Genomic DNA, 27,000 nt, shown 5'->3' on the forward strand with positions numbered 1-27,000 from the left:
GGGCTCATCCGCGCGCGAATGCGGAGCACTCGGGGCACGCGGCGATCACCGGATGCACGCAGGCCGCCAGGTGATCCAGGTACGCGATCATCGCATCGAGGTCGGCTCGCTGCCGGCGCCAACGGTCGCCCTGTTCGGCCAACGCGGCGCGCTTGTCGGCGCAGCGATCGGCGAGCAGCCGGCGCATCATCGGGATCGGCAGGCCCGCGCGCCGCAATCGTGCGACGACGGCCAGCCGGTCGAGGTCACCGCTGGCGAAGGTCCGGCGTCCGGCCGGGTCCCGGCCGGGCGTGACCAGCCCCTCGGCCTCCCAGTGCCGCACCACATGTGCGGGTACGCCGACGCCCGCCGCCGCCTCCCCGACCGTCATCCGATCCATCCCGTGCTCCTGAACTCTTCGTCGCCGCCGACCGTTGACTTCAGGTCGACATTAACTCGTACCGTCGGCGGCATGCGGATCACCTCCTTCAATGCCGGCACGCTGACCGTCCCCGACACGTCCGGATTCGTCTCCCAGGTCCTGCTCGTCGAACACGCCGGCGCCCGGGTACTGATCGACACCGGGCTCGGCCTCAACGACATCGCCCATCGCGCAGACCTGCTCGCCAACTTCCATCCCGCCGTCTCCCCGGCCCTCGACCCGGACGAGGCCGTTGTCCGGCAGCTCCCGCGGGCGGGCGTACCCGTCGAGGAGATCACCGACGTGATCATCACCCATGCCGATGTCGATCATGTGGGCGGCCTGGCCGATCTTCCGGCCGCCCGGGTGCACGCGACGCCGACCCTGCGCGAGGCCATCACGTCGCCGGCCGACGCGGCCACCGCCGGTCGGCTGTTCGCCCACCAGTGGCGCCACCCCGTGCGCTGGGCGCCCGATGCCGTGCCGGCCGAGGCGCCGATACCCCGACTCGCGGCGTACCGACTGCCGGGCCTGCCCGAGTCACTGCGCGAGCGAATCCTGCTGGTCGACCTGCCGGGACACGCCCCCGGGCACGTCGGGGTGTTGATCGAGCTCGACCCGGGTGCGGGCCCTCGCTGGTTGCTGCATGCCGGCGATGCCTACCACGCCCGCGCCCAGTTGACCGGGGCGGCCATGCCGCCGATCACGGAGCAGTTGATCACCGAGTTCGCCCACGATCCGGAGCGGACGCGCCGGACCGTCGAGGAGCTGATCACCCTCGCACAACGTGCGGACCTGTTGATCACCTCGGCGCACGACACCGACGACAGGCAAGCGGTGCTGGGCCTCACCGGCTGATCAGCAACCCGGCCGCTCAGCCCTGTTGTGCCAGCGCGAACGGCAGCACGGCCGGCGCCCCGGCCTGCCGCAACAGGCGGGCGGCCACGGTCAGCGTCCAGCGGGAGTCGACGAAATCGTCGACGAGCAGGATCGGCCCGGGCGCGTTCGGCAGGCGAGCGGCGAGCTCGTCGCCCACGGCGAAGGCGTTCCAGACCGAGCCGAGCCGCCAGGCGCTGTTGCCGCTGGACCCGCTCGGCGGCAGCTCGCCGACCAGCTCGAGGTCGCCGAGGTCGACCAGCCGCCCGACCTGGGCCAGCCCGGTCGCGAGCGAGCGGATCAGCCGCGGCCGCGAGCGCGACGGCATGGCGACCACGCCGACAGGCCGCTCGGCCCAGTCCCAGCCCCGCAGCACCTCCACGCACGCCCGGGCGAGGACCGCCGGCACCTCGGCGTCGACCGGCCGGCCGTCGCCGTCCGTGGCGAACAGGTCGCGCAGCGGCGTACCCCAGCCGAGATCGCTCATCCGCGCCAGCACCCGGCCCGGCTCGGTCGATTCGTCCGGCTTGAGCTTGCCGCGCACGTCCGCGCCGAACCGGTCCATCCCCGAGGGCCACTGCCCACGCGGCTCCAGGACCACCCCGGGCCGGTCGAGCGAGGCGGCGACCCGCTCGCCCGCGCCGGCGGGCACGCCGGTCGCCAGCCAGGGCTCCCCGCCGGCGGCCCGCACGCAGTTGTCGCAGCGCCCGCACGGCTGCGCGTGCGGATCGTCGAGCTGGGCGGCCAGGAACTCCATCCGGCACCCGTCCGTGCGCTGGTACGCCTTCATCGCCGCCTGCTCGTCCTGCCGCGCCTGCGCGATCCGCTCGTAGCGCTCGGCGTCGTAGGCCCACTCGGCGCCGGTGCGTTCCCAGCCCGAACCCGCCTTGCGTACCGCCCCCTCGACGGCGAGCACCTTGAGCAGCAGCTCCAGCTTGGTCCGGCGGATGTCCACCCGCGACTCCAGCGCCGGCACGCTCAGCGGCCCCTCGGCGGCCAGCGCGTCCAGCACGGCGCCCGCGGTGCGCTGCGTGGGCATCGACGAGGTGGCGAACCAGCGCCAGATGTCGGAATCCTCGTGACCGGGCAACAAGATCACGTCGGCGGACTCGGTGGCCCGGCCGGCGCGGCCCACCTGCTGGTAGTAGGCGACCGGCGAGCCGGGCGCGCCCAGGTGCACGACGAAGCCCAGATCCGGCTTGTCGAAGCCCATCCCGAGCGCCGAGGTCGCGACCAGCGCCTTGACCTTGTTGTCCTTGAGATCGGCCTCGGCCTGCTGCCGCTCGGCGAGGTCGCTGCGGCCGGTGTAGGCGCGCACGTCGTGGCCGGCGTCGGCCAGCAGCCGCGCGGTGTCCTCGGCCGCGGAGACGGTCAGCGCATAGATGATCCCGCTGCCGGGCAGCTCGTCGAGGTGCGACAGCAGCCAGCCGAGGCGCTGCCGGTTGGAGTCCAGCTCCACCACCCCGAGCCGCAGCGACGCCCGCGCCAGCGGCCCGCGCAGCGTGAACACCTCATCCCCCGGCGCCAGCCCGGCGCCGAGCTGCTCCGCCACGTCGGCGACCACCCGCGCATTCGCGGTGGCCGTCGTGGCGAGCACCGGGAAGCCGGCCGGCAGCTCGGCGATCAGGTCGCGGATCCGGCGGTAGTCGGGCCGGAAGTCGTGGCCCCAGTCGGAGATGCAGTGCGCCTCGTCGATCACCAGCAGCCCGGCATTCTCCATCAGGAACGGCAACTGCTCGGCGCGGAACCGCTCGTTCGTCAGCCGCTCGGGGGAGATCAACAACACGTCGAGCTCGCCGGCGTGCAGCTTGTCGCGGATCTGCGCGAACTCCTCGGGGTTGGTGGAGTTGACGCTCGCCGCGCGTACGCCCGCCCGCTCGGCGGCGGCGACCTGGTCGCGCATCAGGGCCAGCAGCGGCGACACGATCAGGCTCGGCCGCGCGGTGCCGGCTGCCTCGCGGATCAGCAGGCTGGCGATGAAGTAGACCGCCGACTTCCCCCAGCCGGTGCGCTGCACCACCAGCGCGCGGCGGCGCCCGGCGACCAGCGCCTCGATCGCCTCGAACTGCCCGTCGTGGAACTCCGCGTCCGCGCGCCCGGTCAGCGCGCGCAGGTGCTCGCGGGCGCGCTCGCGCAGGTGCTCGCCGGACGGATCCGCGGTGCTGCTCATGCGGCGAGTCTGCCGCAGGGCGCCGACACCGGGTCGCCGGCGCCCGCTCAGCCGCCCGCGCCGACGATCGGCCGGACCCGACCGGGCGCGATGGCGGCCAGTTCGGCGAGTACGCCGGCGACGGCCCGCTCGCCGCCCGGATGCATCGCCTCGACGATCACCGCCGCGCGCCGCGTACCCGCCCGGATCGCCGAATGCCCGCTCTGCCGGTGGCACCACCGCCGGGCGTGCGCCTCGCCGGCCGCGTCAGCGAAGATCACCTCGCCGGTTGCCGGGGCCTCGACCGCCCCGGACAGGGTCAGGTAGTGCTCGTCGCCGGCGGCCCGGCGTACCCGCAGCGGACCGGAGATCCGATCCAGATCGAGCGGCGCGACCCCGAAGGGCAGCTCGCCGAAGTCGGCGCGCACGTCCTCGGCATAGCCGAAGTCGAGATCCGCGCTGCTCATGCCACCACCGGCCGCGCGCGCAGCCCGAGCGCCAGCCCGGCGCCGACCAGCGCCATTCCCGCCCACACGCCCGGCCCCGGCACGACGCCGACCACGGCGACGCCGGCCAGCGCGGCCGCCACCGGCGCCACCCCGGCGAGCAGCACCGCGCGATCGCTGCCGAGGCCGCGGACCGCGGAATACCAACAGACAAAGGCGATCGCGGTCACCGCGACGGCCAGGAACACGATGCTCGCCCACGCCGGCCCGGTCAGCGCCAGCACCGCGGCCGGGCCCTCGACCGGCAGGGCGATCGCCGCGAACATCACCGCGGCCAGCCAGACCGCGTGCAGCGAGACGCCCCACGCGCCCAGCCGGCCGATCACCGGCACCGCCAGCAGGGTGAAGCCCGCCTCGCAGGCCAGCACCAGCCCGGCGAGCAGCGCGCCGGTCAGATCGGTACGCCCGAAGCCGATCACCAGCGCCGAGCCGGCGACGACCACCCCCGCAGCGGCGAGCACCGCCGTCCGCGGACGGCCGCCCTCGAGCAGCGGGCCGACCACCGCGACGATCACCGGCGCGCCCGCGACGGCCACCGCGAGCACCGACGGCTCGGCGTGCGCGACCCCGCGGACGATGCCGACGTTGAAGATCACCTGGCCGACCGCGGCAACCCCGATCAGCCACAGCCAGTCGCGCCCGCGGGGTCGCGGCACCCGCACCCGCAGGACCCGCGCCGCGACCACCAGGACCAGGGCCGCGCCGGCGTACCGGATCGCCTGCGCGGTGAACAGCGGCGCGTCGATCAGCGCATGGGAGACGGCGGTGCTGGCGCCGACGATGCCCATCGCCAGTGCCCCGCCCAGAACATTTCTCATCACATCGACCAGCAAAGCGGCATGATGGACCGGTGAACAGGGCCAATCCGGACGCGATCGATGAGTCCAAAACGCCGCCGTCCGGGGTGGACTTCCTGCAGCTCGACCCGTCCGCGCGCGCCGACGGCGTGGGGGTGACCGATTGGCTGACCGGCGAGCTGCGGGTCGCGATCGACGACGGGCGACTGCCGGTCGGGACCAAGCTGCCGGCGACGCGCGAGCTCGCGGACGGGCTCGGGCTGTCGCGGGGAGTGGTCACCGAGGCGTACCGCCGGCTCGGCGACGAGGGGCGGATCCGGGGCCGGGGGCGGGCCGGGACGCTGGTCGAGGCGGCCGCCCGCGCGCGTGCGACACCCCCGGCGGGCCGGTCGACGCCGGGCGCCGATGCGGCGATCTTCGACCGGGCACCCGCGGCCGGGCTGGTCGACGCCTTGCGCGAACTGCCCGCACGGATCGACCTGTCGCCCGGGCGGCCCGACCTGGCCGCCTTCCCGCGGGCGGCCTGGCTGCGCGCCGAGCGGGCGGTGCTGGAGGAGTTGCCGGCGCACGTGCTCGGCTATCCCGATGCCAGCGGTACGCCGGAGCTGCGCGCGGCCGTCGCGGGCTGGCTGGCCCGCTTCCGCGGCATCATCGTGGACCCGGGCGAGGTGATCATCGTCGCCGGGGTGGCACAGTCGTTGACCCTGCTCGCACACCTGCTCAGCCGGAGCGGCGTGGACCGGATCGCGGTCGAGGACCCCGGCTCGCTCGGCGCCCGGGAATCGTTGCGGGCCTGGGGTCTGGCGACACCGCCGATCCCGGTCGACGACCAGGGCCTCGACGTCGCCGCACTCGACGCGAGCGGTGCGCAGGCAGTGTTGATCACGCCCGCACACCAGTTTCCCACCGGCGTCGCGCTGGCGCCGGAGCGCCGGCACGCCCTGCTGGACTGGGCGCGGCGGACCGGCGGGTTGATCATCGAGGACGACTACGACGCCGAGCACCGCTACGACCGCGCGCCCGTGTCGGCGCTGCGCTGCCTCGATCCGGATCTGGTCTGCTACACGGGCAGCGTCTCCAAGACCCTCTCCCCCGCCCTGCGGATCGGCTGGCTGGTCCCACCGGCGCGCCTGCGCGACCAACTGGCCGGTCTGAAGCGCGACACCGATCTGGGCAATGCGGCCCTGCCCCAGCTCGTCCTCGCCCAGATGATCACCACCGGCGCACTGGAGCGGCATCTGCGCCAGCTCCGGCGACAGCAGCAGCGCCGCCGCGACGCCATGATCGAAGCGGTCGAGCGGCACCTGCCGGGGGCCGAGGTGCACGGCGCTGCGGCCGGCGTACACCTGACGATCACGCTGCCCGCCGGCGCCGACGACGTGGCGCTCGCCGCCGCGGCCCTGGCCCGCGGGGTCAAGGTGCACCCGCTGTCCTGGCACGCCCAGCGCCCGGGCCCGGCGGGCCTCGTCCTGGGCTATGCCGCAACCCCGGGTGCCGTGATCGAGGAGGGGATCGGCATCGTCGGGGAGACCCTTGCCGACCAGGGCGCGCACTGATCGGGGCTCATCCTCACCCCGCGTCCGACGGATGGGCGGCGAGCAGCCCGCGCAGCTCCGCGACGGCCTCGGTCAGCCGCTCGGCGAAGCCCGCGACATCGATCCGCGCCCGCGCGCTCAGGTACACCCGCCAGCGGTCGGGCAACAAGATGTAGCCGACCCCGATGCAGTCGTCATTGGTCGGTCCGAAACCGAACCCGTCGATCAGTCGCGACGGCACCGAACTGGTCGACAGCCGTTCCTCGCGCAGGGCGAGCCAGCCCGGGGAGGCGTACAGCTCCGGTTCGTCGGGTACGCCGATGCGCGGCCCGTCGGTCCTGCGTACCTGCTGCAATGCCTCCAGGTGCTGTTGCGGCGCGCGCCCGGCCTGGCACTCCTTCGCCCGGGCCGCGTGGGCGGCGGCCGCATCACCGATCGCGGTCGCCCGCTCGGCTCCCCCGCGCGCGGGATCGCCCAGCGCCTCGATGAGGGCGACGCTGTGCGGAGTCACCACCCGCATCGCCTCCGTCCGACCCTGCCGGTAGCCGCGCATGCTGACCGACTCATAGGTCGGCGCGATCGCGCCGCGCGCCCGGGCGTGGGCGACCTGGTAGGACAACTGGGCGAACGCGTCCGGGGAGACCCCGAGCGCCTTGATCGCGTCGGCCCCGAGGTCGAGATCGACCGCGACGGTGGCGGTGTCGGACACGAGGGCGGCGAACTCGGCCGCGGCCCGCCCGATCTCCTCGCGCAGTTGATCATCGAGTCGCCAGGTCAGTCGCCGGTGTGCCGGCGAGCCACGGCCGGGATCCGGATCGTCGGTCGCGAGATCGATCATGGTCTCCAGCGCGGCGATCACGGTGGTTCCGTCCAGCCGGCTGTGCTCGATGTTGATGCCCGCCCGACCGTCCGGCAGCACGATCCACGACCACGGCTTGTCCCACCAGCGATTGGCGGCCGATCCGAACAGCAGTGCGTCGTCGGCACCAAGATCACCCGGGGCGGCCGCGTCGTCCAGACAGACGCAGCAGATCGCCGACTCGACCGCATCGAGCGCCTCGGCGTTGCCCAGGGCGGCCAGCAGCCGCTCCCGGGCGGCGGCCCAGTCATCGCGCGGTCCGGTGCCGAGGATGCCCACCGGATCGGGTTCCGGCGAGCCCGCCGCCTGCCCCGCGATCGCGGCCAGCGCGGGTGCCAGCGCTTCCGGCGGGTACGCCCGGCCCGCGTCGTCGAGCACGTCGAGGGTGAAGATCGCCCCGCCTGCCAGCACGGCGACATGGCGGACCGACGGGTCCACCGGATCGACCGCGCCACCGATCGTCCGGTCGGTGTCGCGGCCCGGCCGCGGGATCCGGCAGGCACCGAACAGGTAGCGCCACTGATGCATCGACACCCGCTGCCCGCGCACGGTGAGGTCGGGCAGCTCGTCGGCCCGGATCGCGCGATACAGCCGGGCGGTCCGGGCGAGCAGCCGGGCCGCGCGCCCGGCCTGCGCGCCGTCACCGTCCCCGCCGGACTCGGCGGGCAACACCCGGGGGCCCAACCGGAGGAAGAAGTTCGCGTGCATCGCGCCGGGATAGCGGCGGGCGAAATAGCGCTCGGCGAAGAAATCGTCCAGATAGCTGCCGCGCCCGGCGTCCTCGTCGCGCCCCCCCAACACCTGCTGCAGGGCCGGCCCGGGGCCCGCCACGAAGGCCGTCACCGCGCGCTCGGTCTCGGCGTACCCCGCGTCGTCGACCAGCGGGCGGCACCACCGCAGGAATGCCTCGCCGGTTGCCGCGAGGCCGGGCAGCGGCAGCCGCGGCAGGTCGCGCTCACGCGCGGTGAGCCCGGGCAGCGGGTCGATCGGCTCGACCATGATCGTCACCCGTCCCCGTAGAAGATTCGCTCGGTCACCCGCCGGGCGCGCCGCGAGGTGCGGTACCAGCGCTCCTCCAGGTGACTGGCGCCGCCGGTGCCGTCGCCCATCAGATCGGCGACCGCGGCGAACTCGCGGGTGTCGCTCGGCAGCACCTCGGCCTTCTTGCCGCGCACCAGCATGATCTTGTTCCGCAGCGTGCCGGCCAGCGTCCAGGCCTCGCGCAGCACCGCGGCGTCGGCCGGGTTGATCAACTTCTCCTGCTCGGCCACCGCGAGCGCGCGCAGCGTGGATGGGGTACGCAGCCCGGGCACCCGATGGGCGTGCTGGAGCTGGATCAACTGCACCGTCCACTCCACATCGCTCAGGCCGCCCGGGCCGAGCTTGAGATGGCGACGCGGCTCCTCGCCGCGCGGCAGCCGCTCGGTCTCCATCCGATCCTTGAGCCGGCGGATCTGGGCGAGCGCCCGGGCGTCCAGCCCACCCGCGGGCCACCGGGTGGCGTCCATGATCGACAACAGTTCGGTGGCCAACTCGTCGCCGCCGGCTCCGGTGTCGGCCCGAATCAGGGCCTGGGCCTCCCAAGGTTCCGAGCGTCCGGCGTAGTAGGACTGGTACGCCGCCAGCGATCGCACCAGCGGCCCGGACTTCCCGTCGGGTCGAAGATCGAGATCGATCTGCAGCCCCGGTTCGGGGCCGGCGGCGGCCAGCAGTGTGCGCAGCTCGGACACCACGGCCACCGCATGGCGCGTGGCCTCCTCACCGGAATCCCGCATCACCACCACCGCGTCGGCGTCCGAGGCATAGGAGAGTTCCCGGCCGCCCCAGCGGCCCATCGCGACGATCGCCAGCTCGGGAGCGCCGGGATGATCCTCGAGCACCACCAGCAAGGCGTTGTAGATCGTCGCCGCGGTCAGGTCGCTCAGCGCCGCGGCCACCTGCTCGCTGTCCAACCTGCCCAACACATCTGCCGCACCGATCCGGAAGAGCTCGCGGCGGCGTACCGATCGCACGGCGTTCACCCGCGGCCCCGCGCCCTCCTTGGCCGCGACCGCGCGCTCCATCGCCGCGTTCAGCTCCAGCCGGTCCCGCGGCGTCAGGTCGGCATCGTCGCCGAGGATCCGGACCGCCTGGGGGTCGCGCTGCAGCAGCCCGAGCAGATAGCGCGAGGACGCCAGCACCGTCGCCAGCCGGTGCCCCATCATCCCCTCGTCGCGCAGCGCCCGGAGGAACCACGGCGCGTCGCCCAGATCCTCCGAGACCTGGCGGAACGCAAGCAGACCATGATCGGGAATCGGCGCCTCGGCGAACCAGGCAAGCATCGCCGGCAACAACTGCCGGTTGATCTCGGCCTTCCGCGACAGGCCCCGGGTGAGCGCGGCGATGTGCCGCAGGGCGCCGTCGGGATCGTCGTAGCCGAGCGCCTTCAGTCGCTGGCCCGCGGCCTGCGGGGTCAGCCGCAGACCGTCCGCGGGGATCCTGGCGACGGCCTCCAGCAGCGGCGAGTAGAACATCCGCTGGTGCAGCGCCAGCACCGTGCGCCGGGTCTGGCGCCATCGCTTCTCCGCCTCGGCGGCCGGGTCGGCGAGCCCGAGGCTGCGCCCGGCACGTCGCCAGCCCGACACATCGCCCGGCGTGAGGTGGGTGCGACGCAGCCCGACAAGCTGCACCCGGTGCTCGAGTGCGCGCAGGAAGCGGTACGCCTCACCGAGGCTCGTGCCGTCGCTGCGGCCGACATACCCGTGCTCGATCAGCTCGGCCAGCGCCGCCAGGGTTCCGCGGGCGCGGATCCGGTCGTCGGCGCGTCCGTGCACGAGCTGCAACAACTGCACGGTGAACTCGACATCGCGCAGCCCGCCGGCGCCGAGCTTGATCTCCCGATCGGCCTCCCGCGGCGGGATCTCGGCGACCACCCGACGGCGCATCGCCCGCAGATCGGCGAGAAACTCGGGCCGCTCGGCGGCGGCCCAGACCAGCGGCGCGATCATCTCGGTGAAGGCCCCGGCCAGCCCGGCATCGCCGGCCATCGGCCGAGCCTTCAGCATCGCCTGGAACTCCCAGTTCTTCGCCCACTTCTCGTAGTAGGCGCGATGGCTGGCCAGGGTCCGGACCAGCGGGCCGGCCTTTCCCTCGGGTCGCAGCGCGGCGTCGAGCGGAAAGATCTGCCCGACCCGCGTGTGTGCCGAGCAGATGCCGATGACCGCCGACGCGATCTTCGAACCGATGGCGAGCGCGCGCTGGGTGTCGACCGCCGCCGCGCCGTCGGTGTCGGGGGCCGGCTCGGCGACGAACAACACGTCGACATCGCTCACATAGTTCAGCTCCCGCCCGCCGGTCTTGCCCAGGGCGACCACGCCGAGGCGTACCAGCTCGGCCTCCGGGCCGACCTCGTCGCGGGCGAGCTGCAGCGCGGCGGCGACGGTCGCGTCGGCGAGATCGGCCAACTCCCGCCCGACGGGCTCGACCACGGCGAAGGGATCGTCGGCAACCAGATCACGCGCCGCGATCCGCAACTGCGCCGTGCGGTACGCCACCCGCAGCGCCTCGGCCCGCGCTCCGGGGTCGGCCCCGGCCGCCGCGACCGCCGCGGTCAGCTCGTGCTCGAAGCCGGCTCGATCGCGCGGGCCCGGATCCTCCACCAGCGCGGCGGACGCGGGATTGCCGGCAGCCAGGTCATTCGCCGCGCCATCGCTTGCCCCGACCAGTGCGATCAGCCGTGCGGCAAAGTCCTGGTCGCCGGCCAGCCGCGCGGGCAGGCCCGGATCGGCGTCGACCAGCCGCGCGAGCGATTCGAGCGCGCGGTCGGGGTCGGCCGCGCGCGCCAGTTGATCGACGCCGACCTCGCGGGCCGGGGCCGGCCACCCGCGGACGACCTGCGCCGCCTCGTCCGGCCGCGCGAACCCCACGCGCGCCAGCCGGCCCTCCAGCGAGTCCAGTCGGGTCACGAGTCGATGCTAGCCAGCGGCGGCACGGGCGCGAGTAGGGTGCACGCTCATGGATCTGGCGAACGGCGATCGCGGCCCGCGGGTGGCGGTGCACGGCCTCGGCGCGATCGGCGGGCTGTTCGCCGCCCGGCTGGCCCGTGCGGGCGCCGCGGTCAGCGGGATCGGCCGCGGGGCAAATCTCGAAGCGATCCGCCGAGACGGCGTGCGCCTGATCGAGGCCGAGGACCAGCCCGTGACGGCGTACCCGATCACGGTCACCGAGGATCCCGCCGAACTCGGGCCCCAGGACATCGTGATCATCGCGGTCAAGGCGGCCGGGCTCGGCGACGTGGCGGCCGGTCTGCCCGCGCTGCTCGGGCCGCAGACCACGGTCGTCTCGGCGATGAACGGCGTTCCGTGGTGGTTCTTCGCCCGCCGCGCCCGGCCTCCGGCAGCGCTGCCCAGTCTCGATCCCCACGGTCTCGGCGACCTCGTCGACCCGGACCGGGTGCTCGGTGCGGTGGTGCACCTGAGTGCCAGCCGCCCGGAACCGGGCCTGATCAGCCGCACCGCCGACAACCGGCTGGTGATCGGGCGCCCCGGCGCGGCGGCCGACGATCCGCTCACCGCACACACCGCCGAACTGTTCGCGCGCGCGGGCTTCGCGACCGAGCGCAGCGATTCGATCGAGCAGGAGATCTGGTTCAAGCTGTGGGGCAATCTGACGATGAACCCGCTGTCGGCGATCACCGGCTCGACCGTTGACCTGCTGCTCGACGACCCCGCGGTGCGGGGATTTGCCACGGCCTGCATGCGCGAGGCGGCCGCTGTCGGGGCCGCGATGGGCATCGAGATCGACACCGACCCCGAGCAGCGGCACACGCTCACCCGTCGGCTCGGCGCGGTGCGTACCTCGATGTTGCAGGATGTCGAGGCGGGGCGACCGGTCGAGCTCGACTCCCTGGTCACCATCGTCACCGAGATCGCCTCCGCCTACTCGGTGCCGACGCCGAACATCGACCTGCTGCACGGGCTGGCGCGGGCGCATGCGCGGGCCCACGGCCTGGTCGCGTGACGCCCGGCGAGCCGTGAGTTGTCCCGCCATTCACCTGCGCGTCATCCGACTCTTGCATTTCGGTCCTTGGACCATCCCCGGCACGGCGTACCGTCAATGATGTGACTGAGACGGCACGCGGCAACCGGGGGACGCAGCGCCCCCGCGCCGCCGCACGCCCGGCCGCCCAACGACGGCAGCGGCAGATCCAGACCTGGTCCGAACAGGTCGACCGAACGCTGCCGTGGCTCGACGATCACGGCACCGAGCTGACCGATACCGGTTCCCGGCACGGTTCGCGATCGGTGTTGTCCCAACTGGTGATCGCCCAGGCTGGGCTCGCGCGGGCGATCGACCACCCGACCAGCGAGCGGCCGAATCCGTTCACCGACTTTGCCGCGCACAGCTTCAGCAGCCGCGATGTCGAACTGCGCGCCGAGCTGGCCGAGAACGAATCCGTGGCCAGCCTGATCTCGCAGTTGCGGCTGGCCACCGCCGAGCTGACCGATCGGCTCGCCGCACCGGACCTCCCGGACGCCGTGCAGGGAGCGCGGGCGCCGGTGCTGCTCGCCGACCTGCTGCGGCTCGGGGTGATCGAGTGGGTGGTGGCGGCGGGCGATCTGAGCCGGGCCGCGCCCACGGCACCGCCCGTGCCGGTGTCGCGGGCGGCCGCCGCCGACGCGGTACGCGGTCTGACCGAGATCCTCGCCGACCGCTATCCCGGCCGGTCGATCGAGGTACGCGTCCCGCCGCATGCCGCAGTCCAGATCGGGCTGGATCCCGCCGACGGCCCCGCCCACACCCGCGGCACCCCGCCGAATGTGGTGGAGACCGATCCGGAAACCTTCGTCCGGATCGCCACCGGCCGCGACACCTTCACCGCGGCCCGCACCGCCCACCGGGTCCGGGCCAGCGGTACCCGCTCGGACCTGACCGAGGCATTTCCGCTGATCTGAGCGGCGTGGGCCGGCCCGAGTGGTGGACCGGCTAAGGGCGACCTAACCTAGGTGCGTGACCACGTCGACCGAGCCCGCGACTCCGGCTGCCGGCGACGATTCACTCGCGAGCATCCTCGGCGGGCGCCGGGCCGCCGTGGAGGCGAGCCTGCCGACCGCGGGCTTCCTCGCGGGTTGGGGCCTGAGCGGCGGCGAGGTTGCGGTCGGGGCCGTCGCGGCGATCGTTGTGGGGGCGGCTCTGGCCGCATGGGCGCTGGCCCGCGGCCGCAAGCCCCGCGCCGTGCTGCTCGGTGTGTTGGCGGTCGCCGTGGCCGCGCTGATCGCCCTGAGCACCGGCCGGGCCGCCGACTTCTTCTTGCTACAGATCGTCGGCAACATCGCCAGTGCCCTGGCCTGGGCGACCAGCATCGTGATCCGCCGGCCGCTGCTGGGCGTCATCGTCGGTCTGGTCCTGCGGCAGCGTGGCCGCTGGCGGTCCGACCCGGCGCTGGCACGCGCGTACCGGTTGGCGAGCTGGGTCTGGGTCGGCCAGTACGCGGTCCGGGTGCTCGTGTTCGGGACGCTGTGGCTGGCCAACCTTCCGGTGGCGCTCGGCATCGCCCGGCTGGTGCTGACCTGGCCGTTGGTCGCCGCCTGCCTGGCGGTCAGTTGGTGGGTGCTGCGCCGCGCGCTGCCGCCGGGGCACCCGGGCATGCGGCATCCGGTGCCCGCGGGCGATCAGATGACCGGGAGCAACCGCTCCAGCTCGAACGGGGTGACCCGGGAGCGGTAGTCCTCGAACTCCGCCCGCTTGTTGCGCAGGAAGAAGTCGAAGACGTGCTCGCCGAGCGTGTCGGCGGCGAGTTCGGAGCGTTCCATCAGGCCGACCGCCTCGTCGAGATTGCGCGGCAGCGGCTCGATCCCCAGCGCCCGGCGCTCGCGGTCGGTCAGTGACCAGACGTCGTCCTCGGCCTCCGGGGGCAACTCGTAGCCACCCTCGATGCCCGCCAGCCCCGCGCGCAGGACGAGGGCGTAGGCCAGGTAGGGGTTGGCGGCGGAGTCGATCGAGCGTACCTCGATCCGCGCCGAGGATCCCTTCTGCGGCTTGTATCCGGGAACCCGGACCAGCGCCGAGCGGTTGTTTCGCCCCCAGCAGACATAGCTCGGCGCCTCGGTGAACCCGGCGAGGCGCTTGTAGGAGTTGACGAACTGGTTGGTGACGGCGCTGATCTCGCGCGAGTGGGCGAGCACGCCGGCGGTGAACTGCCGGGCGATCGTCGACATGTGGAACTCGTCCGCGCCGTCGTAGAAGGCGTTCTCGTCGCCGGAAAAGAGCGACATGTGGGTGTGCATCCCGGAGCCGGGGTACTCGCTGAACGGCTTCGGCATGAAGGTCGCGTGGATGTCGTGCAGGCGCGCGACCTCGCGTACCACCACCCGAAAGGTTTGGATGTTGTCGGCCATCGACAACCCGTCGGCGTAGCGCAGGTCGATCTCCTGCTGGCCGGGCGCGCCCTCGTGGTGGGAGAACTCGACCGAGATGCCCATCTGCTCGAGGATCGTGATCGCCTGACGACGGAAGTCGCTGCCCGGGCCGGTCACCGTGTGGTCGAAGAATCCGCCGCGGTCGATCGGCTCCGGACTCTGGCCGGGGATCAACCCGTCGCGAAGCAGGAAGAACTCGATCTCGGGATGGGTGTAGAAGGAGAAGCCCAGATCGGCCGCCTTCCGCATCGCCCGCTTCAGCACGAATCGCGGGTCGGCATAGCTGGGCGAACCGTCGGGGAGCTTGATGTCGCAGAACATCCGGGCCGTGCCGGCCTCGGCGCCGCGCCAGGGCAGCACCTGGAACGTGGTCGGGTCCGGGTGGGCGACCATGTCGGACTCGTGTACGCGCGCCAGGCCCTCGATCGCGGAGCCGTCGAAGCCGATCCCCTCGGCGAAGGCGCCCTCCAACTCCGCGGGGGCGATGGCCACCGACTTGAGGAAGCCGAGCACGTCGGTGAACCAGAGCCGGACGAAGCGGATGTCGCGTTCCTCGATGGCCCGCAAGACGAACTCTGTCTGCTTGTCCATGCGCTCAGTGTGCCTGCCACCGTGTAACGGTCGCGTTACAGGTTGGATCGCCGCGCCGCGTGGGTCGCCGCGCCCCCGGGCCCGGGTTCTGGCCGGCGCGCGGGATCTCGCGCCGCCTCACGCCGAAACCGACCACTCGCCCGGGTTCCGGCGCAACTGATCACTCGACCGCCCGCACATCGATCACCCGCGGCCTGGGAAGTGCCGCTGCCACTCGGTGCGCAGCCGCGGGACCCGCATCCCGTGCCGGCGCATGCCCGCGCACACCCGCTGCAGGGTGTGCGCGGGCGTGACGGACAGGTCCCGGGCGACGAAGATCAAGAACTCCCAGCCATCGGCGCCGATCTCCTCGCGTCGAGTGATGTCGTCCTCCCACTGCCGTTCGCGCTCGATGTGGTGGCGACCGTCGTACTCCAGCGCGAGGCGTTCGGCACGGTGGCCGAGATCGAGGCGGCGCCGGACCGCGCCGTGCGCGTCGCGCAGCTCGATGTTGATCTCGGGCTCGGGCAGGCCGGCGAGCACGAGCAGCAGCCGAAGACGCGTCTCGCCGGGCGAGTCCACGCCGCGGCGTACCAGCGCGGCCGCGCGCCGCGCATTGACCCCGCCACGCCCACGGCCCATGTCCCGAGCCGCCTCGACGAGCCGGGCCGGGTCGATCCCGCGCCGGCGTACCAGCGAATCGCCGAGGACCACCAGGTCGACCAGGTCGAGCCGGGCCGCCAGATCGAGGAAGGTCTGCGTCGGCGACGTCATCCTCACCCCGTCGTGGCGCACCGTCGCGGGGCGTGTCGCGTACCGGTGCTGCACCACCGCCTCGCGCCGCGAACGCGCGCCCGCCACCGCGCCGACGTGCGTCTCGCAGGTGTCGGGGACGATCGCCCCCAGCAGCCGCGCCGCGGTGTGGTGGGTGACGAACTCCGCGCTCGGGCGTACCAGTAGCGCCGCGCGGGCGAGCAGCTTCGGCGTGATCACGGTGCCGGTCGCCACGTAGCAGCCGTGGAACAGGCGTTGGTACGCCGGGCCCCGCAACTGCGTGCGCCTGCGCCCGGCCGCGAGCCACTGTGCCGTGGTGAAGGGCCGCCCGTTGTCGAATCGCATCCGGCAACGTTGCCGTGCCGCGCGCGGTGATCGCGCCCCCGAGCGGGGGTTGTCCACAGGGCAACAACGAGTTCGGCCGCGGCCGACGCGTTTCCTGGCCACTTCTCGGGCGAGTGGTCGGTAACGGCGGGCACGAGCGCCGGAGGCCGGCCCAGACCCTGACCAGTGGTCACTTCTGGCCCTGACCAGTGGTCACTTGTGGCGCGCAACCACCGACGCGGCGCGCGCAGCCGCCCCGGTCAGCCCTTCGGGATCCTCTCCCAGTCCGCGAGCCACGCCCGGGCATTGCCGTCGGACGGCGCGCGCCAGTCGCCGCGCGGCGACAGCGAACCCCCGGCCACCACCTTCGGCCCGTTCGGCATCGCCGAGCGCTTGAACTGGCTGAACGCGAAGTAGCGCTTCAGAAAGACCTCCAGCCAGTGCCTGATCGTCGGCAGGTCGTAGGCGATCTTCTTGGGATCGGGGAAGTTCGGCGGCCACGCGCCGGCATCGACATCGGCCCACGCATGCCTGGCCAGGAATGCGATCTTGCTCGGCCGGAATCCGTAGCGCAGCACGTGGTACAGCGTGAAGTCCTGCAGCGCGTACGGCCCGATGGCCGCCTCGGTGGACTGCGGTTGATCACCGGGCACCAGTTCCGGGCTGATCTCGGTATCGAGGATCCGGGTCAGGATCGTCCCGGTGTCGGGCCCGAACAGGTCCGCATCGACGACCCAGCGGATCAGGTGCTGGATCAGAGTCTTCGGTACGCCGGAATTCACCCCGTAGTGCGACATCTGATCGCCGACGCCGTAGGTGCACCAGCCGAGCGCCAGCTCCGACATGTCGCCGGTGCCGAGCACGATCCCGCCGCGGTGGTTCGCGATCCGGAACAGGTAGTCATAGCGCAGCCCGGCCTGCACGTTCTCGAAGGTGGTGTCGTAGACCGGCTCTCCGGAGGCATACGGATGATCAAGATCGGCGAGCATCTGCTCGGCCGCCGGCCGGATGTCCAGCTCGGTGAACTCGACCCCGAGCGCGTGCGCCAGCTCGGTCGCATTCGTCTTCGTCTCGTCACTGGTGGCAAAGCCGGGCATCGTATAGGCGAGAATGTCCGAGCGGGGCCGCCCGAGCTGGTCCATCGCCCGCGCGGCGACAATCAGCGCATGGGTGGAGTCCAGACCGCCGGACACCCCGATCACGATCTTGGGCTGACCGATCGCGCTGAGCCGCTGGACCAGCGCCGACACCTGGATGTTGTACGCCTCGTAGCAGTCCTGGGCCAGCAGCGCCGGGTCGTTCGGCACGAACGGGAAACGCGCCACCTCCCGCCGCAGCCCGATGTCGCCGGCCGGCGGGTCGGCGACGAAGTCGATCGTCCGGTAGCCGAGCTCGGCGTCGTCGTCGCGGTCCAGCCCCCAGGTGCGGGCATTGTCGCCGATCGAGCCGTCCCGGATCCGGTCCTGGCGGATCCGGTCAAGATCGAGATCGGCGACGCTGCGCCGGGGGCCGTCCGGAAAGCGCTCGGTCTCGGCGAGCAGGTCGCCACACTCATAGATCATCGTCATGCCGTCCCAGGACAGGTCGGTGGTCGACTCGCCCTGGCCGGTGGCGGCGTACAGATAGGCCGACAGGGTACGCGCGGACTGGGCCTGGCACAGCAGGTGCCGGTCGCGGGCGCGGCCAACGGTGATCGGGCTGCCGGACATGTTGGCGAGCACGGTCGCCCCGGCGAGCGCGGCCAGCGAACTGGGCGGCACCGGAACCCACATGTCCTCACAGATCTCGATGTTGATCACGAATCCGTCGAGATCGGCCGCCGCGAACAGCAGATCGACGCCGAACGGCACGACCTCCCCGCCCACCTCGATCGTCCCGCCGCGTTGATCATCGCCGGGCGCGAAGTGCCGCTTCTCGTAGAACTCGCGGTAGTTGGGCAGATAGGACTTCGGCACCACGCCGAGGATCTCGCCGCGATGCAGCACCACGGCGCAGTTGTAGAGCCGGTTGCGGTGCCGCAGCGCGGCCCCGATGACGATCACCGGGCGCAGCTTGCGGCTGGCCTCCCGGACGGCGGAGATCGCCTCCCCGACCGCGTCCAGCACCGGATCCTGCAGGTGCAGGTCGTCGATGGCGTACCCGGTCAGCGACAGTTCCGGGAAGACCGCGAGCAGCGCCCCGTCGTCGTGACACAACCGCGCCTGCTCGATGATCACCGCGGCATTGCTCGCCGGATCGGCGATCGCCGTCGGGGTCGCGCAGGCGGCCACCCGCACGAACCCGTGCGCCGGCGCGGAGTCGAAGTCCATCTGCGAGTCCGGGATCGAATCTGGCATCACCGTGCGCCCGGCCGGGCCCTCATTCGGCGTCGTCGTTCCAGTTGGGATCGTTGTCCCAGGCCTCGTTGCGCTCCTGCACCTTCTCCAGGGCGCGCTCGGCGTCGGCACGCGTCGGATAGGGGCCGAGCAGGTTCTCGGCCCGGTCGGCGCCCTCGGGCACGATCTGCTTGGTCACGATGTTGTAGTACCAGGGGCCGTCGCCGGCCGCTTCGGAGCGCGGGGTGTCGGTCATGGTTCCCTCCTCGTCGGGCGCTTGCAGTGGCGATTGTGCCGCATAGGATCTGCGCCGTGTCGCCCACCGCTGCCCCCGTCCGCCCGCACGCCGTCTCGCCGATGCGGCGCGTACCCCGCGACATCCCCGCACCGCCCTATGTCGGGCGGGACCGGCCGCTGCCCTACACCGGCAGCGATGTGCAGTCGACCGAGGTGATCGAGCGGATGCGCGCGGCGGGGCGGCTCGCCGCGCGGGCCATGCGGGAGGCGGCGGCCGCGATCGCGCCCGGGGTCACCACCGACGAGCTGGACCGGATCGGGCACGACTACCTGCTGGACCACGGGGCGTACCCCTCCACGCTCGGGTATCGCGGATTTCCCAAGTCCCTGTGCACCTCCGTGAACGAGGTGATCTGCCACGGCATCCCCGACGCCCGGCCGTTGGCCGACGGGGACATCGTCAAGATCGATCTCACCGCCTATCTGGACGGCGTGCACGGCGACAACTGCGCCACCTTCTTCTGCGGCCAGGTCGACGAGGAATCCCGGTTGTTGTCCGAGCGCACGGAGGAGGCGCTGGTCCGCGCGATCCGGGCCGTGAAGCCCGGCCGGCAGGTGAACGTCATCGGTCGGGTGATCGAGAAGTACGCCGCCCGCTTCGGCTACGGCGTGGTGCGCGACTACACCGGACACGGGGTGCACACCGCCTTCCACTCCGGGTTGATCATCCCGCACTACGACGCGAGCTACTACGACACGGTGCTGCGACCGGGCATGACCTTCACGATCGAACCGATGATCACGACCGGTACGCACGAGTGGGAGCTGTGGGACGACGGGTGGACCGTGGTGACGGCCGACGGGTCGCGCTGCGCGCAGTTCGAGCACACCATCGTCGTCACCGAGGACGGCGCGGAGATCCTCACGCTGCCGTGAACGGGGTCGGGCAGGCCACCACAAGCCCGGCGAGTGGTCGATAACGGCGCGGCCCGGGCGGAAACACGCCACCACAACCCCGACGAGCGGTCGATAACGGCGCGGCCCGGGCGGAAACACGCCACCACAACCCCGGCGAGTGGTCGATAAGGGACGAGCCAGCCGATAAGCCGGATTCTGTCGCGGGTGATCATCCATCTGCGACGGCCGTTGCCGACCGCCTGGTGCGACCTACCCGGCTGCTCGGGCGAGCAACCCTCGAACGCAGCCTGTCTGGTCTTGCTCCGGGTGGGGTTTGCCTGGCCATCCCGGTCGCCCGGGATGCCGGTGGTCTCTTACACCGCCGTTTCACCCTTACCCCCTCACAGGGGCGGTCTGTTCTCTGTGGCACTTTCCCGCGGGTCGCCCCGGGTGGGTGTTACCCACCACCCTGCTCTGTGGAGTCCGGACTTTCCTCGGTACGCGATGCGCACCGCGACCACCTGGCTGGCTCGTCCAAGGCGGATTCTAGCGCGGCAAACCGCTCAGGACCGAAACTCGACCTTGCCCGTCACCATGTTGGCGGACTCGAGCGTCGCGTCGACCTCCTCGCCGGCCTCCAGCCGCTTGCCGACCAGCCGCGCCTCGACGGCGGGGTCCTCCAGCAGCAGGCTCCCCCGGTCGCCGTCCTGGTCGTCGACGTCGACGATGGTGCCGCGGAAGGACTGCCCGATCCGATCGTGCAGGACCAGCACCTCGACCAGATCCACGATGCCCCGCTCGAAGCGCTTGGCCCGCCGGTCCGCCTCCGTCATCTGCTCCGGCAACTCGGGCAGGGCCTCGCGCACCCATCCCGGCACCTCCTCGCCGGCGACGATCGCCGCACAGCATTCCAGGACGTAGCGATCGACGAGCCGTCGCAGGGGTGCCGTGGTGTGGGCATACGGCGTGGCCAGCGCGGCGTGCTCGTTGTCCTTCGGCACGGTGCCGTCGAAGGACAGGTAGCCGGCGCCCCGGAACAGCGACGTGCAGGCATACATCATCGCCACGCCCTTCGGCGTCTCCGGGTCCAGGCTGCGCACGAAGTCCGGATAACCCATGTCGTCCGGCCACGGTACGCCCATCGCGCGCGCCACCCGGCGCAGCCGGCGCAGGGCACGCTCGTCGGCCGCGGGCAGGGTGCGGACGATGCCGACCTTGGCCCGCAGCATCAGCTTCGCCGCGCAGATGCCCGTCAGCAAGGAGATCTGGGCATTCCAGTCCTCCACCGGCAGGGCCGCGCGGAAGATCAACGTCCACTGCCCGTCGACCACCTCGACCTCCTGCGCGGGCAGGTTCAACGAGACACCGCCACGCTCGGTCTCGATCTTGAGGCGCTTCTCGCCGATCTCGCGCAGCAGCATCAGCGACTCGCTCGCGCTGCCGTCGTCGATCCGCGCCTGGGCATCGTCATAGGTGAGCTGCTCGCGGCTGCGTACCATCGCCCGACCAAGATCGACATCGACCACCTCGCCCGCCGCGTCCAGCCGGATGTGCCAGACGAACGCCGGCCGGGTCTGCCCGGCCAGCAGGCTCGCGGCAGATTCGGACAGCACGGGCGGATACAGCGGAAAGCGACGGTGCGGGGCGTAATAGGTCTGCCCGCGTCGGTGCGATTCGACATCGACCGGTCCCCCGGGCTCGACAAAGGCAGACACGCACGCGATCCCGTAACGGACCAGGTAGCCGTCGCCGTCACGCGACAGGTGCATGATCTGGTCGATGTCCTTGGCCCCCGGCGGGTCGATCGCGAAGAACTCGATCGCGGTCAGGTCCGGCGGGGACAGCGGTAGCGAGGCACTGCACGCCTGCTCTGCCGCCTGCTCCACCTCGTCGGGGAAGTCGTCGGTGACGCCGACCTCGGTCATCAGCTTCTCGAACCCCTCGACCAGTTCGACGGGTACGTCCTCGGGAACGATGATCGGGCGTGCGGGCATGACGCTCCTGTCTCAGAGTCCGGATTCGGGGGTACGCACGAGGATCCGGCCACACTCCTCGCAGCGCAGCACCTCCTCGGGAGCAGCGGCGGCATAGGCGCGCAGGTCGGCCGCGTTCGCCTCGATCCGGCAGCCGGTGCAGCGCCGCTGCACCAGCGCCGCCGCACCGAGGCCGTCGTGGCCGGACCGGACCTTCTCGTAGTAGGCGACGAGCTCGGCCGGCAGGGCGGCGACGAGCGCCGCCCGTTCGGTGTCCTGATCGCCGAGCGAGGAGTCGATCTCGGCGACCTGCTCGTCGCGGCGGGCCATCCAGCCGCGCAGCCGGTCCTCGATCGCCGACTTCTGCTCGTTCAACCGGGCCTGGTCGGCCTGGGCCTCCTCCAGCTCGCCCATCACCTCCAGCTCGGCGTCCTCCAGCTCGCCGATCCGCCGGCCGAGGTGGGAGACCTCGTCGATCAGCGCCGACAGTTGCTTGGGGTCGGTGACCGCGCCGCCGTCGATCCGCTCCTGATCACGGACGCGCCGCTGGCGTACCGGTTCCAGATCCGCCTCGGCCTTGCGCTGGGCGCGCTCGAGGTCGGAGACCCGGGTATCGGTCTCGACCAGCTTCTCCATGATCGCGAGGCGCTGCTTCTTGCCGGTGGCGATGTCGGCGTGCTCGGGCAGGGAGCGCCGCCGCGCCTGCAGTTTCGCCGTCTCGGTGTCGACGGCCTGCAGGTCCAGCAGCCGGCGCTGGTCGGCGGGATCGGCTCTGATGTCACTACCTCCTGGCTGGGTCGGCCCGGGCGCCGGGCGACCCGCCGATCCTAATGGGTGGCCGGCACCGCCCGCGCGGCCCCGGCGGTCAGCAGATCGACGGCGACGCGAAGCCGGGACCCGTCGCGATCGGTGGGTACGCGCTCCTGCACCTCGAGTGTGACGATGCCGTGGATGGTGGCCCACGCGACCTCGGTGAGGTGATCGAGGCCCTCCTCGCCGGCGAACGGCCGGATCGCTTCCCGCAGCTCGCCGAACCCCGCACGCAGCTCGTCCGGTGTCTGCGCGCTGGCGAAGGTGAGCGCCGTCGGGCGGACGAACATCGCCTCGAAGGTGGCCGGCCGCTCGCGCGCGAAGCGCCGGTACGCCCGGGCGACCGCGAGCAGCGCGGCGTGGGCATCGCCCGCCCGGCGTCGCGCGCGCCGCAGCGCCGCGGCCAGCTCCGCGAATCCCTCGATCGCCACGGCATCGGCCACCGCCGCCATGTTCGGGAAGTGCGAGTAGAGCACGGGTTGGCTGTGGTCGATCAGCTCGGCCAGCCGACGGGTTGTCACCGCCGACCACCCCTCGCGCTCGGCCAGCTCGCGCGCCGTCGCGACGATCCGCCGCTCGCGTTCGCGTCGCTCGCGGTCCTTGCGCTCGCTCATGACCAGACCCTAGCAATGATCACTAGCGTTGACATTTCTTCTAGCGGTGCTAGTTTTTGGGTATGGACCGGACACCCCGCGCGGGACGAATCTCTCGCCTGGCCCCGCTCGCGCTGGCCGTGCTCGGCGCGTTGTTCATCGGCGCGATCGGCCTGGCCTATCTGTTCGCACCGTCGGCGATCGCGCCAGGATTCGGCTTCGCGGTCGTCCCGGCGGCGGAGGGCTACTTCCAGGTCAAGGGCATCCGCGACCTGGCCAGCGGGTTGGCGATCATCGCGCTGCTGGCGACCGGGCATCGCCGCGCGCTCGGCGTGCTGATGATCGTGATGGCCACGATCCCCGCCGGTGACGCGCTGAACGTGGCGCTGCACGGCGGCGACCTGATGACCGCGATCTTCGTGCATGCGCTGACCGCGGCGCTGGTGATCGCAACCGGGATCTTGTTGCTGCGCCAGCGGCGCGGTCAGCGCGAGTTCCAGCTCAGCAGCGCACGCCCGTCCTTGTAGGGCCCGAGCACACTCAGCGTCCCGGTCTCCAGCGGGAACCGGTCGCCGAGCGCGAAGTCCAGTCCCAGCCAGGTCAGGGTGAGCGCACGCAGGGCGTGGCCGTGCCCGAACAGCACGGCCCGCTCCACCCCGGACGCCTCGACCCGGGAGATCACCCGCTCGCAGCGCACCCGCACCTGCTCCGCGGTCTCGCCACCCGGCGTGGGATGACTCCAGATCGTCCAGCCCGGCACGCTCTCGCGGATCTTCGCGCTGGTGACGCCCTCGTAGTCGCCGTAGGCCCACTCGGCCAGATCGTCGTCGATGACCAATCGGTCCGGATCGAAGCCCGCGATCTGCGCGGTACGCCGGGCCCGGGCGCGCGGGGAGGACAGCACCAGCCCGAAGTCGGCCGGATCGAGCCGGCCCCGCAGTTCGGCGGCCTCCCGTTCGCCGTCCGCGGTCAGCGGCAGGTCGGTGGTCGAGGTGTGTCGGCCGTCGGCGCTCCACTCGGTCTGGCCGTGGCGTACCAGATAGATGTCGGTCATCGATCACCCTTCGCTGGTTGATCAGCATCGTCGCCCGGGTCGAGTTCGATCGTTCCGTCGCGGACGTACCAATGGCCGCCGTCCGCGATGTGATCGGCGATCGCGCGCTGCAGCGACGTGTCCCGCGGCAGCGTTGCCGGGTCGGGGCTGTCGCGGCGCCGAAAGACGAAGAAGATCGCTTCGCCGTTGGCCGCCCGACCCCCGGGCTCGAGCCGCCAGCGCCGCTGGAAGCGGGCCATGTTCGACGACTCGGCGAGCACCTCGGTCAGGCGCGGGTCGAGCAGCCAGCTCGCGCAATGGAAGCCCGCCGGCCGGTGGTCGTCGAAGTGCGTCGCGAAGAAGGCCCGCGCCCGCGCCAGCGACGCATCGACCACATCGGGGCCCAGCGGCCCGGTTTCGGGGATGTGCACCGACAGGTACCACTCCCCACCGCGATCCAGCAGCTCGAACTGCAGCCGGCCGAGCCAGTACAGCCCGCCCGACCAGGCCACCCGCAGCCAGTCGCGGGTGTGCAACCCGAAGCCGCCGAAGGTCGCCCGATGCACCGCCACCTGCTGGCCGAGATCGGCCAGCGTGGCCCACGAGACGTCATCGGGTACGCCGCGGGCACGGTGCTCCGCGCGTACCGCATCGACCGTCGCCAGCAAGGCCAGCACGGCGACCTCCTCGCCGCGGCACGGGTCGAACGTCCCATGATCGCGAAACTCGCCGACCCGGCCGGCCAGGTCCCGCGCCGCGTCCGCCACCTCGGCCAGCAGGTCGGCATCCTCGGCGGCCCGATCGAGCAGCGCGGCAACCTCGGCTGCCTCACCGGCGAGGCCGAGGCGCGCGATGCGATCGGCATCGCGCGCCTTCGCGAGCTCCGCCGACACGTCCACGACGCCTATGATGCCTTGGCAGTCAGTCAGCCCCGACCGGAGGTGTCCGCACAGTCATGAGCGAGCCGCAGCAGAAGCTCCCGAACCGCCAGACCCCCTTCTCCGAGGCGTTCAAGGCGTTCATCCCCACCGGCTGGGCGGACTACGACTCATCCGCGGTCACCGAACTTCCCGCGGCCGCGCACACCGCGCCGCGCCGCGAACGGCTGGCCGAGCAGTTCGCCGGCGAGCGCCTGGTGATCCCGGCGGGCGGCCTGAAGGTCCGCTCCAACGACACCGACTTCAGCTTCCGGCCGCATTCTGCGTTCGCCTGGCTGACCGGCCTCGGCGCCGACCGGGAGCCCGACGCCGTGCTGGTGCTGGAGCCGAGCGACGACGGCCACGAGGCCACGCTCTACTTCAAGCCGCGCGCCCCGCGCGATGCCGAGGAGTTCTACGCCGATGCCCGCTACGGCGAGATGTGGGTCGGCCAGCGCGAGTCGCTGGAGGAGATGACCACGATGACCGGGCTGCCGACGGCGCCGATCGACGAGCTGCGCACGGCCCTGGAGAAGAACGCCGATGCGGTACGCGTGCGGGTGCTGCGCGATGCCGATCCCGACATCACCGCACTGGTGGACGAGATCCGCCACAGCGCCGACAGCGATACCGACACCGAGCTGCAGGTCGCGCTCAGCGAGGCGCGGTTGATCAAGGACGACTTCGAGGTCGAGCAGATGCGCGAGGCGTGCGAGCAGACCGCGCAGGGCTTCGCCGCTGTCGTCGCGGACCTGCCCGAGGCGGTCCGCCGGGGCCGTGGGGAGCGTTGGGTCGAGGGCATCTTCGGGCTGCACGCGCGCCACGTCGGCAACGACGCCGGCTACAGCACGATCGCCGCCGCCGGTGATCATGCCAACACCCTGCACTGGATCCGCAACGACGGTGAGGTACGCGACGGCGACCTGCTGCTGATCGATGCCGGCGTGGAGCTGGATTCGCTCTACACGGCTGACGTCACGCGTACCCTTCCGATCAACGGCCACTTCACCGAGGCCCAGCGCAAGGTCTACGACGCCGTGCTGGAGGCCCAGGAGGCCGGCATCGCGGCCGCGGTGCCGGGGGCGAAGTTCGCCGATGTGCACAACGCCGCGATCGCCGTGATCGCCCGGCACCTGGCCGAGTGGGGTCTGTTGCCGGTCAGCGCCGAGGAGTCGCTGGACAAGACCACCGGCGGCCAGCACCGGCGCTGGATGGTGCACGGCACCTCCCACCATCTGGGCATCGACGTGCACGACTGCGCTCAGGCCCGCAACGAGAACTACCGCGAGGGCACCCTTGCGCCGGGCATGATCATCACCGTCGAGCCCGGTATCTACCTGCGGGCCAACGATCTGCTGGTGCCCGAGGAACTGCGCGGCATCGGGGTGCGGATCGAGGACGACATCCTGATCACCGACGACGGCAACGAGAACCTGTCGGCCGCGCTGCCCCGGCGAGCCGACGAGGTCGAGGCCTGGATGGCGCCGCTGCTCGCCGGCGACTGATCACTCGAACTGCGCGGCCCGGGCGCCCGGGCGGGAGTTCAGCAGATCCCGCGCCTGCTGGGCGACCTTGTGCTCGCTCAGCACCTCATATTTCGTGGCGACGATCTGGCTGACCGAGTTGAAGTCCCGCTTGCCGCCGGACATGGCGTAACCGATCACCGCGAAGACCAGCCCGATCACGATGCCGATGCCCAACGCGGTGAGCAGGATGGCCAGCAGTTGCGCCGGCTCGCCGAAGATCATCATCACCAGGCCGACCAGCAGGCCGGTACCGATCCCGCTGATGATGCCCTGCTGGATCACACTCCCCCAGCTCTTCCGGCTGAGCACGCGCTCGACGGACTTCAGCTCCGTGCCGACGATGGCCAGGTTCTGCACCGGAAACTTCTCGTCGGCCAGGAAATCGACCGCCTCCTGGGCCTGTTCGTACTTGTCGTAGATCCCGACCGACTGCGGGAACTCCAGCTCGAAGAGCGAACCGAGCTGACGGGGCTGGTTGAGCGACATGCGTGCCTCCCGAGCTGTTGTCTGAG

Annotated in this window: 24 protein-coding genes and 1 other RNA gene; 8 read left to right on the forward strand and 17 right to left on the reverse strand. The window is 72.0% G+C overall.

The window, feature by feature from the left end; all coding sequences use genetic code 11:
* Positions 1-4 precede the first annotated feature (4 nt).
* The gene (locus tag ACXDC7_RS14610; RefSeq protein ID WP_459222558.1) at positions 5-379 is read right to left on the reverse strand and encodes a MerR family transcriptional regulator; all 375 of its coding nucleotides are present in this window, start codon (positions 377-379) and stop codon (positions 5-7) included.
* Between the two features lie 72 nt (positions 380-451).
* Between ACXDC7_RS14610 and ACXDC7_RS14615 the strand changes: the two genes are divergently transcribed.
* Positions 452-1,258, forward strand: coding sequence for an MBL fold metallo-hydrolase (locus tag ACXDC7_RS14615; RefSeq protein WP_459222559.1), 807 nt, complete (start codon positions 452-454; stop codon positions 1,256-1,258).
* A gap of 16 nt (positions 1,259-1,274) precedes the next feature.
* Here ACXDC7_RS14615 and ACXDC7_RS14620 read toward each other — a convergent pair whose 3' ends face one another.
* Genes ACXDC7_RS14620 through ACXDC7_RS14630 form a run of 3 tightly spaced genes read right to left on the reverse strand, consistent with a single transcriptional unit; the run spans position 1,275 to position 4,749 of the window.
* A complete protein-coding gene (locus ACXDC7_RS14620) occupies positions 1,275-3,446 on the reverse strand; it encodes a DEAD/DEAH box helicase (RefSeq protein WP_459222560.1) in 2,172 nt (723 codons plus the stop codon).
* Positions 3,447-3,493: 47 nt separating this feature from the next.
* A complete protein-coding gene (locus ACXDC7_RS14625) occupies positions 3,494-3,892 on the reverse strand; it encodes a phenylalanine--tRNA ligase beta subunit-related protein (protein WP_459222561.1) in 399 nt (132 codons plus the stop codon).
* Positions 3,889-4,749 carry an EamA family transporter gene (locus ACXDC7_RS14630; RefSeq protein WP_459222562.1) on the reverse strand — a complete coding sequence of 287 codons (861 nt, stop codon included), beginning with the start codon at positions 4,747-4,749 and terminating at the stop codon, positions 3,889-3,891. Before ACXDC7_RS14630 ends, ACXDC7_RS14625 begins: the two co-directional genes overlap by 4 nt.
* Before the next feature lie 32 nt (positions 4,750-4,781).
* On the opposite strand from ACXDC7_RS14630, the gene pdxR reads away from it, so the two are divergent.
* On the forward strand, positions 4,782-6,284 hold the full coding sequence (gene pdxR / locus ACXDC7_RS14635; RefSeq protein WP_459222563.1) for a MocR-like pyridoxine biosynthesis transcription factor PdxR: 1,503 nt from the start codon (positions 4,782-4,784) through the stop codon (positions 6,282-6,284).
* Between the two features lie 13 nt (positions 6,285-6,297).
* On the opposite strand, the gene ACXDC7_RS14640 is transcribed toward pdxR, so the two are convergent.
* Both ACXDC7_RS14640 and ACXDC7_RS14645 read right to left on the reverse strand, forming a co-directional pair.
* Complete coding sequence (locus ACXDC7_RS14640; RefSeq protein WP_459222847.1) at positions 6,298-8,121, reverse strand: choline/carnitine O-acyltransferase; 1,824 nt, start codon at positions 8,119-8,121, stop codon at positions 6,298-6,300.
* A 5-nt stretch (positions 8,122-8,126) separates the two neighbouring features.
* Positions 8,127-11,066: a bifunctional [glutamine synthetase] adenylyltransferase/[glutamine synthetase]-adenylyl-L-tyrosine phosphorylase gene (locus ACXDC7_RS14645; protein ID WP_459222564.1), complete on the reverse strand. Its 2,940-nt coding sequence runs from the start codon at positions 11,064-11,066 to the stop codon at positions 8,127-8,129.
* Between the two features lie 49 nt (positions 11,067-11,115).
* Between ACXDC7_RS14645 and ACXDC7_RS14650 the strand changes: the two genes are divergently transcribed.
* The 3 genes from ACXDC7_RS14650 to ACXDC7_RS14660 all read left to right on the forward strand — a co-directional run bounded on the left by ACXDC7_RS14650 (position 11,116) and on the right by ACXDC7_RS14660 (position 13,827).
* Positions 11,116-12,120 carry a 2-dehydropantoate 2-reductase gene (locus ACXDC7_RS14650; protein WP_459222565.1) on the forward strand — a complete coding sequence of 335 codons (1,005 nt, stop codon included), beginning with the start codon at positions 11,116-11,118 and terminating at the stop codon, positions 12,118-12,120.
* A gap of 101 nt (positions 12,121-12,221) precedes the next feature.
* Complete coding sequence (locus ACXDC7_RS14655; RefSeq protein WP_459222566.1) at positions 12,222-13,055, forward strand: sterol carrier family protein; 834 nt, start codon at positions 12,222-12,224, stop codon at positions 13,053-13,055.
* A gap of 55 nt (positions 13,056-13,110) precedes the next feature.
* Positions 13,111-13,827 (forward strand): DUF3159 domain-containing protein, encoded by a 717-nt coding sequence (locus ACXDC7_RS14660; protein ID WP_459222567.1) that lies wholly within the window; start codon positions 13,111-13,113, stop codon positions 13,825-13,827.
* Here the strand turns inward: ACXDC7_RS14660 and ACXDC7_RS14665 are convergent.
* The 4 genes from ACXDC7_RS14665 to ACXDC7_RS14680 form a co-directional block, all read right to left on the reverse strand.
* Entirely contained in the window at positions 13,773-15,110 is a 1,338-nt protein-coding gene (locus ACXDC7_RS14665; RefSeq protein ID WP_459222568.1) for a glutamine synthetase family protein, read from the reverse strand. The two genes, ACXDC7_RS14660 and ACXDC7_RS14665, sit on opposite strands and share 55 nt — an antisense overlap.
* Positions 15,111-15,293: 183 nt before the next feature.
* A complete protein-coding gene (locus ACXDC7_RS14670) occupies positions 15,294-16,208 on the reverse strand; it encodes a hypothetical protein (RefSeq protein WP_459222569.1) in 915 nt (304 codons plus the stop codon).
* Positions 16,209-16,447: 239 nt separating this feature from the next.
* Positions 16,448-18,523 carry an NAD(+) synthase gene (locus ACXDC7_RS14675; protein ID WP_459222570.1) on the reverse strand — a complete coding sequence of 692 codons (2,076 nt, stop codon included), beginning with the start codon at positions 18,521-18,523 and terminating at the stop codon, positions 16,448-16,450.
* A 22-nt stretch (positions 18,524-18,545) separates the two neighbouring features.
* Positions 18,546-18,758 carry a hypothetical protein gene (locus ACXDC7_RS14680; protein WP_179445727.1) on the reverse strand — a complete coding sequence of 71 codons (213 nt, stop codon included), beginning with the start codon at positions 18,756-18,758 and terminating at the stop codon, positions 18,546-18,548.
* A gap of 101 nt (positions 18,759-18,859) precedes the next feature.
* Between ACXDC7_RS14680 and map the strand changes: the two genes are divergently transcribed.
* Positions 18,860-19,675: a type I methionyl aminopeptidase gene (gene map / locus ACXDC7_RS14685; RefSeq protein WP_459222848.1), complete on the forward strand. Its 816-nt coding sequence runs from the start codon at positions 18,860-18,862 to the stop codon at positions 19,673-19,675.
* 150 nt (positions 19,676-19,825) lie between these two features.
* On the opposite strand, the gene rnpB is transcribed toward map, so the two are convergent.
* From rnpB to ACXDC7_RS14705, 4 genes are all read right to left on the reverse strand, one after another.
* An RNA gene (rnpB, locus tag ACXDC7_RS14690) (RNase P RNA component class A) lies at positions 19,826-20,169 on the reverse strand.
* Positions 20,170-20,199: 30 nt separating this feature from the next.
* The gene (locus tag ACXDC7_RS14695) at positions 20,200-21,630 is read right to left on the reverse strand and encodes an RNB domain-containing ribonuclease (RefSeq protein ID WP_459222571.1); all 1,431 of its coding nucleotides are present in this window, start codon (positions 21,628-21,630) and stop codon (positions 20,200-20,202) included.
* A gap of 12 nt (positions 21,631-21,642) precedes the next feature.
* Positions 21,643-22,386: a CT398-like coiled coil hairpin domain-containing protein gene (locus tag ACXDC7_RS14700; protein ID WP_179446600.1), complete on the reverse strand. Its 744-nt coding sequence runs from the start codon at positions 22,384-22,386 to the stop codon at positions 21,643-21,645.
* A 50-nt stretch (positions 22,387-22,436) separates the two neighbouring features.
* Positions 22,437-23,033, reverse strand: coding sequence for a TetR/AcrR family transcriptional regulator (locus tag ACXDC7_RS14705; protein ID WP_459222572.1), 597 nt, complete (start codon positions 23,031-23,033; stop codon positions 22,437-22,439).
* Positions 23,034-23,095: 62 nt separating this feature from the next.
* Between ACXDC7_RS14705 and ACXDC7_RS14710 the strand changes: the two genes are divergently transcribed.
* Positions 23,096-23,539, forward strand: coding sequence for a DUF4267 domain-containing protein (locus ACXDC7_RS14710; protein ID WP_459222573.1), 444 nt, complete (start codon positions 23,096-23,098; stop codon positions 23,537-23,539).
* On the opposite strand, the gene ACXDC7_RS14715 is transcribed toward ACXDC7_RS14710, so the two are convergent.
* Positions 23,497-24,066 (reverse strand): histidine phosphatase family protein, encoded by a 570-nt coding sequence (locus ACXDC7_RS14715; RefSeq protein ID WP_459222574.1) that lies wholly within the window; start codon positions 24,064-24,066, stop codon positions 23,497-23,499. The two genes, ACXDC7_RS14710 and ACXDC7_RS14715, sit on opposite strands and share 43 nt — an antisense overlap.
* Positions 24,063-24,944: an acyltransferase domain-containing protein gene (locus tag ACXDC7_RS14720; RefSeq protein ID WP_459222575.1), complete on the reverse strand. Its 882-nt coding sequence runs from the start codon at positions 24,942-24,944 to the stop codon at positions 24,063-24,065. The genes ACXDC7_RS14715 and ACXDC7_RS14720 overlap by 4 nt, the downstream gene beginning before the upstream one ends.
* 56 nt (positions 24,945-25,000) lie before the next feature.
* Here ACXDC7_RS14720 and ACXDC7_RS14725 point away from each other — a divergent pair, with 56 nt between their 5' ends.
* Positions 25,001-26,467 carry an aminopeptidase P family protein gene (locus ACXDC7_RS14725; protein WP_179445722.1) on the forward strand — a complete coding sequence of 489 codons (1,467 nt, stop codon included), beginning with the start codon at positions 25,001-25,003 and terminating at the stop codon, positions 26,465-26,467.
* On the opposite strand, the gene ACXDC7_RS14730 is transcribed toward ACXDC7_RS14725, so the two are convergent.
* Positions 26,468-26,974 carry a YflT domain-containing protein gene (locus ACXDC7_RS14730; RefSeq protein ID WP_179445721.1) on the reverse strand — a complete coding sequence of 169 codons (507 nt, stop codon included), beginning with the start codon at positions 26,972-26,974 and terminating at the stop codon, positions 26,468-26,470.
* Positions 26,975-27,000: the final 26 nt, after the last annotated feature.

The sequence above is a fragment of the Naumannella huperziae genome (assembly GCF_054073625.1).

Coding starts and splice junctions, on each gene's coding strand:
- ACXDC7_RS14610 (WP_459222558.1), bottom strand. CDS start 379: ATGGATCGGATGACGGTCGGGGAGGCGGCGGCGGGCGTCGGCGTACCC.
- ACXDC7_RS14615 (WP_459222559.1), top strand. CDS start 452: ATGCGGATCACCTCCTTCAATGCCGGCACGCTGACCGTCCCCGACACG.
- ACXDC7_RS14620 (WP_459222560.1), bottom strand. CDS start 3,446: ATGAGCAGCACCGCGGATCCGTCCGGCGAGCACCTGCGCGAGCGCGCC.
- ACXDC7_RS14625 (WP_459222561.1), bottom strand. CDS start 3,892: ATGAGCAGCGCGGATCTCGACTTCGGCTATGCCGAGGACGTGCGCGCC.
- ACXDC7_RS14630 (WP_459222562.1), bottom strand. CDS start 4,749: ATGAGAAATGTTCTGGGCGGGGCACTGGCGATGGGCATCGTCGGCGCC.
- ACXDC7_RS14640 (WP_459222847.1), bottom strand. CDS start 8,121: ATGGTCGAGCCGATCGACCCGCTGCCCGGGCTCACCGCGCGTGAGCGC.
- ACXDC7_RS14650 (WP_459222565.1), top strand. CDS start 11,116: ATGGATCTGGCGAACGGCGATCGCGGCCCGCGGGTGGCGGTGCACGGC.
- ACXDC7_RS14665 (WP_459222568.1), bottom strand. CDS start 15,110: ATGGACAAGCAGACAGAGTTCGTCTTGCGGGCCATCGAGGAACGCGAC.
- ACXDC7_RS14670 (WP_459222569.1), bottom strand. CDS start 16,208: ATGCGATTCGACAACGGGCGGCCCTTCACCACGGCACAGTGGCTCGCG.
- ACXDC7_RS14675 (WP_459222570.1), bottom strand. CDS start 18,523: ATGCCAGATTCGATCCCGGACTCGCAGATGGACTTCGACTCCGCGCCG.
- ACXDC7_RS14680 (WP_179445727.1), bottom strand. CDS start 18,758: ATGACCGACACCCCGCGCTCCGAAGCGGCCGGCGACGGCCCCTGGTAC.
- map (WP_459222848.1), top strand. CDS start 18,860: ATGCGGCGCGTACCCCGCGACATCCCCGCACCGCCCTATGTCGGGCGG.
- ACXDC7_RS14695 (WP_459222571.1), bottom strand. CDS start 21,630: ATGCCCGCACGCCCGATCATCGTTCCCGAGGACGTACCCGTCGAACTG.
- ACXDC7_RS14705 (WP_459222572.1), bottom strand. CDS start 23,033: ATGAGCGAGCGCAAGGACCGCGAGCGACGCGAACGCGAGCGGCGGATC.
- ACXDC7_RS14710 (WP_459222573.1), top strand. CDS start 23,096: ATGGACCGGACACCCCGCGCGGGACGAATCTCTCGCCTGGCCCCGCTC.
- ACXDC7_RS14715 (WP_459222574.1), bottom strand. CDS start 24,066: ATGACCGACATCTATCTGGTACGCCACGGCCAGACCGAGTGGAGCGCC.
- ACXDC7_RS14725 (WP_179445722.1), top strand. CDS start 25,001: ATGAGCGAGCCGCAGCAGAAGCTCCCGAACCGCCAGACCCCCTTCTCC.
- ACXDC7_RS14730 (WP_179445721.1), bottom strand. CDS start 26,974: ATGTCGCTCAACCAGCCCCGTCAGCTCGGTTCGCTCTTCGAGCTGGAG.